The 11,731-nt window shown below is 59.1% G+C and carries 9 protein-coding genes; 5 read left to right on the top strand and 4 right to left on the bottom strand.

Annotated features, from left to right (window positions below; genetic code table 11):
* The first annotated feature begins 30 nt into the window (after nt 1-30).
* Together G518_RS34485 and G518_RS0109190 are read left to right on the top strand one after the other, a co-directional pair.
* Complete coding sequence (locus tag G518_RS34485; RefSeq protein WP_084651616.1) at nt 31-1,404, top strand: HlyD/EmrA/EmrK family protein; 1,374 nt, start codon at nt 31-33, stop codon at nt 1,402-1,404.
* A 29-nt stretch (nt 1,405-1,433) separates the two neighbouring features.
* Nucleotides 1,434-2,990, top strand: coding sequence for a DHA2 family efflux MFS transporter permease subunit (locus tag G518_RS0109190; RefSeq protein WP_028602286.1), 1,557 nt, complete (start codon nt 1,434-1,436; stop codon nt 2,988-2,990).
* A gap of 188 nt (nt 2,991-3,178) precedes the next feature.
* Here the strand turns inward: G518_RS0109190 and mltB are convergent, their stop codons facing one another.
* From mltB to G518_RS0109170, 4 genes are all read right to left on the bottom strand, one after another.
* Complete coding sequence (gene mltB / locus G518_RS0109185; protein WP_051236280.1) at nt 3,179-4,267, bottom strand: lytic murein transglycosylase B; 1,089 nt, start codon at nt 4,265-4,267, stop codon at nt 3,179-3,181.
* A 69-nt stretch (nt 4,268-4,336) separates the two neighbouring features.
* Nucleotides 4,337-6,376 (bottom strand): transglutaminase TgpA family protein, encoded by a 2,040-nt coding sequence (locus G518_RS0109180; protein WP_028602284.1) that lies wholly within the window; start codon nt 6,374-6,376, stop codon nt 4,337-4,339.
* On the bottom strand, nt 6,376-7,368 hold the full coding sequence (locus tag G518_RS0109175) for a DUF58 domain-containing protein (protein WP_028602283.1): 993 nt from the start codon (nt 7,366-7,368) through the stop codon (nt 6,376-6,378). The genes G518_RS0109180 and G518_RS0109175 overlap by 1 nt, the downstream gene beginning before the upstream one ends.
* Complete coding sequence (locus G518_RS0109170; protein ID WP_028602282.1) at nt 7,365-8,285, bottom strand: AAA family ATPase; 921 nt, start codon at nt 8,283-8,285, stop codon at nt 7,365-7,367. The genes G518_RS0109175 and G518_RS0109170 overlap by 4 nt, the downstream gene beginning before the upstream one ends.
* Before the next feature lie 136 nt (nt 8,286-8,421).
* On the opposite strand from G518_RS0109170, the gene G518_RS0109165 reads away from it, so the two are divergent.
* The 3 genes from G518_RS0109165 to G518_RS34480 all read left to right on the top strand — a co-directional run bounded on the left by G518_RS0109165 (nt 8,422) and on the right by G518_RS34480 (nt 11,670).
* Nucleotides 8,422-9,375 carry a histone deacetylase family protein gene (locus G518_RS0109165; protein ID WP_028602281.1) on the top strand — a complete coding sequence of 318 codons (954 nt, stop codon included), beginning with the start codon at nt 8,422-8,424 and terminating at the stop codon, nt 9,373-9,375.
* Nucleotides 9,376-9,520: 145 nt separating this feature from the next.
* Nucleotides 9,521-10,309 carry an enoyl-CoA hydratase gene (locus tag G518_RS0109160; protein ID WP_028602280.1) on the top strand — a complete coding sequence of 263 codons (789 nt, stop codon included), beginning with the start codon at nt 9,521-9,523 and terminating at the stop codon, nt 10,307-10,309.
* Nucleotides 10,297-11,670 carry a mechanosensitive ion channel family protein gene (locus G518_RS34480; protein ID WP_051236277.1) on the top strand — a complete coding sequence of 458 codons (1,374 nt, stop codon included), beginning with the start codon at nt 10,297-10,299 and terminating at the stop codon, nt 11,668-11,670. Before G518_RS0109160 ends, G518_RS34480 begins: the two co-directional genes overlap by 13 nt.
* Nucleotides 11,671-11,731 lie beyond the last annotated feature (61 nt).

Raw genomic sequence — 11,731 nt, 5'->3', positions numbered from 1 at the left:
ATCTCAAAGACTTTTTTCCAGGACACATCCATGGCCGATCACAATCAGGCACAGGGCAACCCCTCGCCAACGGCTTCTGCCGCATCTTCTTCGCTAGAGAACGCACCACAAGCGGGTTCGGCGAATTCCAAACGCAAGCCAGCGCTGATAGCGGTGGCGAGCATCGTCGTACTTGCCGGTTTGGCCTGGGGGACCTACGACTGGCTGGTGCTCAGCCATTTTGAAGAAACTGACAACGCCTACGTGCAGGGCAACGTGATTCAGATCACGCCTCAAGTAGGCGGCACCGTGACTGCCATCCTGGCCGATGAAACTGACCGTGTTCAGTCAGGCCAGGCGCTCATCAGGCTGGATCCGCAAGATGCCAACGTGGCGCTGGCGCAGGCGGAGGCAGCTTTGGGGCAGGCGGTTCGGCAAGTGCGCACTTTGTATGTGAACAATTCTTCACTTGGCGCGCAGATCACGCTTCGGGAGTCTGATGTGTCCAAGGCGCGCTCACAGTTGACGACGGCGCAGCAAGATCTTGCACGCCGCCAGGGACTGGTTGCAGGCGGTGCGGTGTCTGGCGAAGAGCTTAGCCACGCCAACGCACAGGTCGTGGCGGCGCAAAGCATGCTCCAGGGAGCCAACGCTGCAGTTTCCGCAGCCCGAGAGCAACTCAATAGCAACCAGGCACTGACCGATGGAACGCCTGTGGACCAGCACCCAAGCGTGTTGGCAGCTGCCGGAAAGGTGCGTGAGGCCTGGATTGCTGCACACCGCATGGCTTTGCCAGCGCCGGTGAGTGGGTATGTCAGCAAACGGAATGTGCAGCTAGGCCAACGCGTGGCGCCAGGCACCCCATTGATGACCGTGGTGCCGCTCGATCAGCTGTGGGTAGATGCCAACTTCAAGGAAAACCAGCTGCGCAATATCCGCGTGGGCCAGCCTGTCACGCTGACGGCTGATGCCTATGGCAGCAAGGTGAAATTCGAGGGCAAGGTGGCCGGTTTGGGAATCGCTACAGGGTCTGCCTCAGCGCTTTTGCCGGCACAAAATGCCACTGGTAACTGGATCAAGGTGGTGCAGCGCGTGCCTGTGCGAATTGCACTGAATGCAGAGCAAGTCAAAGCGCATCCGCTGCGTGTTGGCTTGTCTATGGAAGCTGAAGTGGATGTGGCCGATAAGAGCGGCCTCTCTCTGGCTGAAGCCACACGTGCCGAGCCTTTTGCGCAGACCCAGGTGTATGGGCAGGCCGACGAAGGCGCTGAGGATCAGGTTAGAAAAATCATCGCGAAGAACATGGGAAGGCCAATGCCCGTTGCCAACTCAAACGGTGCATCCGCCGCGGCGGTAAAAGGCCGTGGTCAACAGGTTAACCCTGAGCATCATGTGCAGATGAAGCCAGCTCGCAAGGCAGCCTGAAAAGGGCGTAGGGCAGCCTCGGCAATTTTATGAGCTCCTCATCTGCTCCAGTGGCTCATCCGCCACTATCCGGTAGTGCCCGCGTGCTTGGCACGCTGGCGCTTTCCGCTGCTACGTTCATGAACGTGCTCGACACCTCGATCGCGAACGTCTCACTGCCTGCGATCGCCGGCGATCTGGGCGTAAGCCCTGTTCAAGGCACGTGGGTCATTACCAGTTTCGCGGTTGCCAATGCGATTTCTGTGCCGCTCACGGGCTGGTTGACGCAGCGAGTTGGGCAGGTTCGGCTCTTCATGGCCAGCGTGCTTCTGTTCGTGCTCACCTCATGGTTGTGCGGCCTGGCGCCGAGCATGGGAATGCTCATTGCGTTTCGCGCTCTGCAAGGTTTTGTCGCCGGGCCCTTGATTCCGCTTTCTCAGACCTTGCTGCTGTCAAGCTATCCGCCTGCCAAAGCGGGGTTGGCCATGGCCATGTGGTCTATCACCACGCTGGTGGCGCCGATCATGGGCCCATTGCTGGGCGGGTGGATTACAGACAACGTGAGCTGGCCGTGGATTTTCTATATCAACGTGCCGGTGGGCTTGCTGGCCGCAGCAGCCACCTGGGCCCTCTATCGCGAACGCGAAACCATGACCAGGAAGGTACCTATAGACGCTGTTGGTTTGTCTTTGTTGGTCATATGGGTAGGTGCGCTGCAGCTGATGCTGGACAAAGGCAAGGAGCTCGATTGGTTCCACTCTGGCCAGATCATTGCCTTTGCAGTGGTCGCGTTAGTGGGCTTTGTCTTCTTCTTGATATGGGAGCTAACTGAAGAGCACCCGATCGTTGATTTGTCGCTTTTCAAGCGGCGCAATTTTTGGTCGGCCGCTTTAGCTACGGCGGTGGGTTACGGCGTGTTCTTCGGCAACGTGGTGATCTTGCCGCTTTGGTTACAGCAGTTCATGGGCTACACCGCCACGCAGGCCGGGATGATCATGGCGCCAGTGGGCTTGTTTGCCATTGTCCTCTCGCCCATCGTTGGCCTCACGCTGCACAAGGTGGATCCACGCAGGTACGCCACTTTCTCCTTCCTGGTGTTCGCGTTGATTCTCTGGATGCGCTCGCACTTCACCACGCAAACGGATTTCGGCACCATCATGATTCCAACCCTGATTCAGGGTGTTGCGATGGCGTTCTTTTTCATTCCGCTGGTGACCATCACGCTTTCAGGGATTGAGCCTTCACGGCTTCCTGCAGCTTCGGGCCTGTCTAACTTCATGAGGATTACTGCGGGGGCCATTGGCACCTCAGTGGCAACCACCATGTGGGAAGACCGTGCTGCCATGCACCATGCCAATCTGGCTGAGAGTATTAGCCACAGCAACCAAACGGCTATGGCTACTCTGGAGGGGTTGCAGGCCAGAGGGATGAGCCATGATCAAGCGCTGAGTTACATCAACGGCCTGACGACGCAGCAGGCCTACATGCTCTCTACGCAGGAAATTTTCTACGGCTCAGCGTTCTTGTTCCTGCTGCTGATTCCGCTTGTTTGGTTGGCAAAACGGCCTAAAGGCGGGGCTTCGGCGGATGCGGCAGGAGCGCACTGAGGCTTGAGATATAGGTTGGATATTTAGATAAACCGTTCACTCTGAGCCTGTCGAAGCACCGCGCAAAGCTTCGACAAGCTTGAACGGTGTTGAGTATTCGACGTAACTCAACGCCTGAAAGTAACTATAGAACCCAAGGCTGGCCGGTTGATTCATCTCCAGTCCACATCAACAAGATTGCAAGAGCCTCACCGTATAGGTGTGTTCCTGACCGCCATGACTTCGCGCCCAAGATCAATCACTGCCATGGCGTAGTAACTGCTCCAGTTGTAGCGTGTGATGGTGTAGAAATTATCTGTTCCCGCCACAAAGGTGGGCTCAGCACTGCCGTTTTGAAGCTCAATGAGTGCGAGCGGCCCCACGTGATCCAGTGCCGCACCACTCAGTACAGCGCCTTTGGCCGCAAAGCTGGCCTGGCTGAAGGAAGGAAGGATGTCTGGCGCCAGCAGTGCATCCATATCTGCTTCTGGAGCCAGCCGCACCGGGTAGTGCGTGGGCATGCCAGGCTTCCAGCCGAAACCCTGGAAATAGCTGGCAACGGAGCCAATGACGTCCGCAGGGCTGTTCCATAGATCTACTCGGCCATCGCCGTCAAAATCAATGGCGTACTTCACCCAGCTAGATGGCATGAACTGCGGCATTCCCATGGCGCCTGCGTAGCTTCCCAGCGGCACGACGGGATCCATGCCGGTGCGATCACACAGGCTTAGAAATTGCTCCAGCTCATCCTGGAAGAACGCTTGCCGCGCTTGGGCGCGTGGGTGTTGAGCGGGGAAGTCGAAGGTCAGTGTGGCGAGCGCGTCTATCACGCGAAAGCTCCCCATGTTTTGACCATAGATGGTTTCCACCCCGATGATGCCAACAATGATCTCAGGCGGAACGCCAAACTGCTCTTGAGCACGGGCCAGGGTGCTGCTATTGGCTGCCCAGAAACGCACGCCGGCGCGGATACGTACCGGATCAATGAATCGGCTGCGGTAAACAGCCCAATTCTTTGCAGTGCCGCGCGGAGGAGGCAGCATCAATCTTGGGATGGAGCGGATAAACAGCGCCTGGCCAATTTTGCTTCTGACCCACTGGCGATCCAGCCCGCGCCGCTCTGCGAGGTCATCGGCAAACCGCATAGCGTCTTCGCGCAAGAGGTAGGGGCGCGCGGGATCCTCGTTGGCTTCAGTGCGTCGGCTTTTTTGCTGACGCTGGGCTGCGGATGTAATGCTTGGGTTGCCGGCAGTGAGCAGCGCGGCCACTGAAGACAGGATGAACGGACGTCGATGCATGTGCGTGCGTTTTGGAGTTTGCTCAGGACATGCGAGTGAATCCGGAATGTTGGATTCACCCACGCTATCTCAGGCGGGTCGGGGTGGGGCAGGGCGCGGCCAGGCGATCTGCTTGAATTGACTTTGCAGTTTAGCGATCTGCGCGGGCATGCTGCCCGGGTTGGGGGCATATCTTGCCCGCTCCAAGGCCAAAAGCCACTCTTGCAGGGCATTTTTTAACGGTTCAGGCAACTGCTCGCTGGCTTGGGCAAGGCGTGCCAACTCACGTGGCGGCGCGTTGGGTGGTAATTGCACCCCTGCTTTCAACAAGCGTTTGCGCGCCTGCCCCAGCAAACGTTGCCACGGATCGTGCTGGCCGCGCTCCCAAATAGCCCAGGCCGAACCGGCCAAGGCGGCCAGTGTCAGCAAGCCGGCGAGCACCTTGCCCAGATCTTCCCAGCTTGGGTTGTCGAAGCCCAGGTTCTTCAGCAGATCCAGTTGCCGGCTTTGTGTGTAGTTGAGCACCCATTGGTTCCACCCGTTGTTGATGGCTTCCCAGGTGGCACGCAGCTGAACCAGAAGTGTGGGGCTGAACGCACCAATGGCGCCGGCCATCATGCCGTCTGGGGGGCGCAGGCGCTGGAATTGGCCCACTCGGCCAGGGGCCACGGAGGCGGTGGGGTCAACGCGCACCCAACCGCGATCCGCCAGCCACACCTCCGCCCAGGCATGGGCGTCGGCGTTGCGCACGGTCCAGTAGCCGTCTACGCTGTTGACCTCGCCGCCTTGAAAACCGGTGACTATGCGCGATGGAACTCCCGCTGCGCGCATCAGGATTACGAAAGCCGAAGCAATGTGCTCGCAAAAACCGGCTTTGGTGTCGAACCAAAATTCATCTGCGCTATGAAGCCCCGTTACCCCGGGCTCCAGTGTGTATTGGTAACCCCCGGTGCGTAGCCGCCCCAGCGCGGCCTGAACGAGGCCTTCCGGGGCGCTCTCTGGCACCTCAGCTTTAAGTTCTTTGGCAAGCGCCAGTGTGCGCGGGTTGAAGTCCGGGGGGAGCCGCAGGTATTCACCAAAATCTTTGCGCGGTTGACCATTGGCGGCCATCAGGCCGTAGCGAAATTGCGGGTAGCTTTCGGCACGGTATCTAAGCAAATCTGTGATGGGCCGGGAGGCCAACCATTGCAGATCCGAAGTCAAACGCGCATTGACTGAAGACGGGAGTTCTGGGGCGTTAGGCGCGGCATCGAGTGTGAGCAACCATGGGCGGCTGTTGGGCTCCAGGGTGGTTTCATAACGTACCGGTTGGCCGCTGACGATGAGGTCGGACGCTGGTGAAGGGCCAAAGGCGCTGTCGGGGATGGTCCATTCGCTTCCGTCAAATTGGCTAAGAACCGGCCCACGAAAATACAGCGCGCTTTGCGGTGGCGGTGCGCCTTCAAAACGAACGCGCATCGCGACCCGGTCATCCAACACCAAAGCTGCTATGGCGCCCACCTTCATGGAGCCCGAAAGCCCGCTGCGGCCGGCTGTGGCATCACTAGGTAAACCCCAGAGCGGTGCAAAGCGTGGAAACAGCATAAACAGCGCCAGCATGATGGGCGCACCCAGTAGCGCCATCTTTCCGGCGAGCACTGCGGATTCAGTCAAGGTGGGGTGCCCCACCGGACGATGGGCGTTGATCAACGCAGTGAGCAGGCCCAGCAGCGCCACCAGCATCACGATGGCTGTGATCAGCGATTGCGATTGAAAGAACCCGGTGAGCAGGGTGAAAAAACCAAGGAAGAAGATCACCAGTGCGTCGCGCCGGGCACGCAACTCAAGGGTTTTGAGCGTAAGCAGCACAATGATCAGGGTGACACCGGCATCACGCCCCAATAAGGTGCGGTGGCTCAAGAAGGTGGCCACTACGGTAATGATCAGCAGCGCGAGCAGCCACCACCGGTTGGGCAGTGGGTGACCTTTGAGCGCAATTCGGCCCCGCCAGATCAGCACGCCGGCAGCAAACGCGGTGCACCAGATGGGCAAATGCGTGACCTGCGGCATGATGACCCAAGCGATCACCGCCAATAGGAACAAGGTGTCGCGTGCGTCACGCGGCAGGTGTTTGAAATCTATCAATCTCATCACGCTAGCGCCAGTGCCCGCAAGCAGCGAAGGCGCTGCGCTGAGCCGCCATCAGGTTTGATCTCACCGCCCGGCAGGCGCAGGCCGTACTGAAGTCCTTGCGCATCTGCGGCCATCACCCAGGCCGCCAAACGAGAAAGTCGGCCTTCGGTATCGAGCGAGCCAGCGCGGGCGAAGTCCAGCCATAGTTCGTAGCGTTGTGTCTGGCTGGAGTCACGGCTGACCAACTCGCCCGCCTTTGCGAATTTTTTCCAGACCACCAGTTTCATAGGGTCGCCGCGTTGATAAGCGCGCACGCCATCAAATTCCCCGGCGGATCTGGCACTGGCCATGGCGCCAGCGCCTGATATGGGGTCACCTTGCGGGAGCGGAGGGGGCATGGCTTCTGGCGCCGGATACACCATGACTTGCGCGGCAGGCCGCCAGATGGTCCATACGCGGAAGGTGCCCAGTGGGAAACGCGTCTCCGAAGTCAAGACCGGTACGCGGTGCAAGCCGCGGCGCTCTGGCCTGAAACTGATCTGTACCGCCGATTCGCCCTGCGCCGGGACATCCGCCCAGGCCCAATGCTTGGTGCCCTGTACCGCCATTCCCAACGCGTATCTCGGGGTGCGTCGTGCGTTGATCAGCTTGATGTCAAGCACGGAAAGCCCGCCAAGGAACAGCGGTTGCGGTGGCAATAAATGGAGTGTCAGCCCGCGCAGCGTGTTGTGGCACACCACCATGCTCACCACGGCGCAGCCCATCAGAAGAAACGTGAGCAGGTAGCCCAGATTGAGTTGGTAGTTGATTGAGGCTACCAACAGCACAATCAGCGTAACGGCCAGCATCCATCCGGCGCGTGTGGGCAGGATGTAGACATTGCGCTGAGTGAGCGTGAATGTGTCGGTTAGCGAAAGCCGGGAAAGCCACCATTGCCGCACGCGGGGGCGCACATGCCACCAGGGCAAGCTCCCGCCGGGGTCTGCTTGCAGCTCGCGGGAAGATTTCATGGAAGGGGAACGGCGTCGATCATGGCGCGCACTTGCTCAATCGCGCCGCGCCCGGCGTCTCCCACTGGCACCATGCGATGAGCTATGCACTGCGGCAAGATAGCCTGCACATCGTCTGGTGCCACGTAATCGCGTCCGGCAATCAAGGCCTGCGCCCGTGCAGCGCGCATTAGCGCAATGCCCGCGCGTGGGGAAAGGCCTTGCATGAACCATTGGCCCGATCGAGTGGCGGTGATCAGATCTTGCACGTAATCAAGCAGCGGCTCCGCCGCGTGAATCCGGCCCACGGCATGCTGCAAGGCTGCTAACTCTGTTTCCGTCAACACAGCGGGGAGTGTGGAGAGCAGGTCCCGGCGGTCACTGCCGGTGAGCAGTTGGCGTTCTGCCTGCCGCTCCGGGTAGCCCAAAGAGATTCGCATCAGGAAGCGGTCCAGTTGCGATTCTGGCAGGGCGTAGGTGCCGAGCTGGTCAAACGGGTTTTGCGTGGCGATCACGAAAAATGGGGAAGGCAGGGGGCGCGTCTGGCCTTCCACGGACACCTGCTTTTCTTCCATGGCTTCCAGTAGCGCACTTTGCGTTTTGGGGCTGGCGCGGTTGATTTCATCAGCCAGAAGGATCTGGGAGAAAACCGGCCCGGGGTGGAAAACGAAAGCCTCCTTTTGCCGTTCGTACACAGCCACGCCCGAGAGATCGCCGGGCATCAGATCTGCGGTGAACTGCACACGTGAAAACTGCAAGCCAAAAGTGCGTGCAAGCGCATGGGCCAGAGTGGTTTTACCCACACCCGGCACGTCTTCAATAAGGAGGTGGCCTCCTGCCAACAGGCACGCCACGCTGTCTTGAACCTGACTGTTTTTGCCTATCAGCACCGTGTTAAGCTGATCGAGAACCGATTTGATTTTTGTCGCAATATCCATAGTTCGACGTTACATGAAAAATTGAATGAGCTTAAGGAAGCTCTGCACAAATCGAGCAATAAGTGGGAGATGTAGGCGCCACTCGATTTATATAGAGCTTCCTGAAGGAAATCGGTTCAAGCAGAGGTAGAAAAACATGGGGCAGACAGGTTTTTTCAGACACGATGATTGTCGTAAGCATGATATGGGGGCTGGGCATCCAGAGTGCCCGCAGCGGCTTGACGCCATAGAAGACCGTCTTCTGATTACCGGCGTGGGCGATGCGCTTGATCGGCGCGACGCCACACCCGCTGGCATGAGCGAACTCCTATTGGCCCATGGGCGCCGCCACGTGGCTGCTCTGCGCGGGCTCAATGAGATCTTGGTCGAAGAGATGGCAGCTGGTGGCCCGGATCACTATTCGCTGGACACCGACACCGTGATGAACAGCCACACCTACCGTGCGGCCTTGCTCTCTGCGGGCGCCGCCATTGACGCGGTTAACGCGGTGGTGAGTGGTGAGCTGGAGAACGCGTTCTGCTGCACCCGCCCGCCCGGCCATCACGCTACCCGCAACCAGGCCATGGGTTTTTGCTTTTTCAGCAATGTCGCGGTTGCAGCCAAATATGCCTGCGAGAGACTTGGCCTCAAGCGCGTGGCCATTGTCGATTTTGATGTGCACCACGGCAATGGCACGGAAGACATCGTTGCCGGTGATGACCGCATTCTCATGGTGAGCTTCTTTCAGCATCCGTTCTATCCCGAAGGCGGGGCGAAGAGGACCGATGCTAATTTGGTCAATTGCCCCGTGGCTGCCTACACCCGGGGGATGGATATCCGCGAGCTGGTAGAGATCATGTGGATTCCACGCCTGGAAGCGCACAAACCAGAATTGATCCTGATCAGCGCCGGTTTTGATGCCCATCGAGATGACGACATGGGCCAACTGGGTCTGGTGGATCAGGATTACGCGTGGATCACTCAGCGTGTTAAGGATGTGGCGGATCGCTATGCCGGCGGCCGTATCGTCAGTTGCCTGGAGGGCGGCTACAACCTGGGAGCCCTGGCGCGCAGCGTTGAGGCGCACATTCGGGTGCTTGCTGGCTTGTAGGTAATGAAATAGATCTCATGCGCCGGCTGCCCAGGCCGGCACTGCGTCTTTTTTCTAAGTAGACTGGCCTTTGGCCGCAAATCATTCCTGGCTCAAGCTGCGGAGCACTTCGCGCTATGCTTTGCCTTGCATTTTTCGTGAAACCATGACCAGCCACCCTGAACCCATATTGCTTCACCGCTGCGATGCGCGTGGGGTGCACGTGCTGACGCTCAATCAGCCCAAATCCTTCAACGTTCTCAGCGAGGCGATGCTCGATGAGCTACAGCGCCACTTAAGCATCATTGCGTCAGACGAGAAGGCAAGGGCGCTGGTCATTGCCGCAGAAGGCAAAGCTTTTTGCGCTGGGCATGATCTGAAACAGATGAAAGCGAACCCGCGGCTCGACTACTACCAGAGCCTGTTTTCCAAGTGCAGCAAGGTGATGCTCTCCATCATGAAGCTGCCGGTGCCCGTCATCGCCCGAGTGCAAGGGCTGGCCACGGCAGCGGGTTGCCAATTGGTGGCGCAATGCGACCTGGCGGTCACGGCGGACACGGCGCGCTTCGGTGTCAATGGCATTGATGTCGGTCTGTTTTGCGCCACCCCCAGCGTACCGCTGGTACGAAACCTGCCTGCCAAACAGGCCATGGAGATGTTGCTCACTGGCGGCTTCATAGAGGCATCGGAAGCGCTTGCTCGTGGCCTTGTTAACCGCGTGGTGCCAGCAGGCGACATAGATGCGGAAATTGATGAGCTTTTAGGTGCCATATGCGCCAAGCCGCGAGAGGCAGTGGCCATGGGCAAGCAGCTTTTCTATCAACAACGAGAGCTTGGAATAGAGGCCGCGTATCAGCTCGCGGGCCAGACCATGGCTTGCAACATGATGCTTGATGTGGCGCAAGAGGGCGTACAGGCATTCATCGAAAAACGGGAACCTACATGGCGGGCATAAGCGCAGGATTGACCGACGCCTCCGGGCTACGCATCAACGATTGGACCGCCTGGTGGGTCAGCGTGAGCCAGCGCGGGGTGCTGATCGAGATAGCCCTTGTCGTCTGCTGCGGCCTGATCGCATGGGCATTGGCGAGTGCTGCGCGGCGCGCCTGGCCGCAGATTCCTGACAAACCATCCATCCTCACCGGCGTGCGCGCCTTTGATGGCGTCCTTTTTCCGCTGTTGTGGCTGGGGCTCACCTATTTGGTTCGCCTGGAGTTGGCTCGCTGGCAAGCCGTGCCGTTTTTGCGGGTGGTGCTACCCGCTCTGGTGGCCTTGGTGGTCATCCGCATAGGGGTGAAGGTATTACAGGCGGCGTTCCCGAAAGCCGCGCCCGTGCGAGCGCTGGAGCGTTCAATCTCCTGGGGTGTGTGGCTTTGTTTTGTCTTGTGGGTTACGGGGCTGTTGCCCTTGCTCATGGATGAATTGGACGATGTGACATGGCAGATGGGTGGTGCCAAGCTGTCGGTGGCCATGCTGCTGCGCGGAGCAGTCACTGTGGGCGCGGTGGTCATGCTGGCGCTTTGGCTTTCTGCCGCGATCGAGGCGCGGCTGCTGCGGGCCGCCAGTGGCGCCAGCCTTTCTGTGCGTATTGCCATTGCCAATGCCGTGCGGGCTTTGCTGCTGTTCGTCGGTGTGCTGATGGCCTTGTCCACCGTTGGTATCAACCTCACTGCGCTTTCTGTGCTTGGCGGCGCCATTGGTGTGGGTATTGGCTTGGGCCTGCAGAAACTGGCGGCCAACTATGTCAGCGGATTTGTCGTCCTGGCCGAGCGCGCCATTCGCATAGGAGATGTGGTGCGCGTAGATGGCTATGAGGGGCAGGTGACTGACATCCGAACGCGCTACACCGTCATTCGCGCGGTCAACGGAGGCGAATCCATCGTGCCCAATGAAATGATGGTGACGCAGCGCGTGGAAAATTTGTCGTTAGCGGATAGGCGGGTGTCCAGGTCCACCGTGGTTTCGGTTGGTTATGACAGTGATGTCGACCTCGTCATCCGCTTGTTGCGTGAGGCGGCGCTATCAAGCTCGCGGGTGCTGAGGGAGCCAGCGCCGTCTGTATCTCTTTCAGCCTTTGGTGCAGATGGCCTGGAGTTCACGGTGGGCTTCTGGGTGGATCAGCCTGAATCAGGCCAGATGGGCCTGCGCTCTGAGGTCAACCTCGCTATTTTGCGAACCTTGCGCGCCCACAACATTGATATTCCGTACCCACAGCGGGTGGTGCATACGGTGTCTGATTCGGCAGGGAAACCTGCAGGTGAGCCAGCCTCTTCGGAGCCCGCTCCGGGTTCTGCCCCTGACGCAAAAGTGACGTAATCGGGCAATTTGTAAAAATAAAAGAACGATCGTTCGAATTTCGCTTAATATGCGTTCAAGA

Source organism: Ottowia thiooxydans DSM 14619 (genome assembly GCF_000422885.1).
Classification (GTDB): domain Bacteria; phylum Pseudomonadota; class Gammaproteobacteria; order Burkholderiales; family Burkholderiaceae_C; genus Ottowia; species Ottowia thiooxydans.
This window is presented reverse-complemented; position numbering and strand designations above follow the sequence as displayed.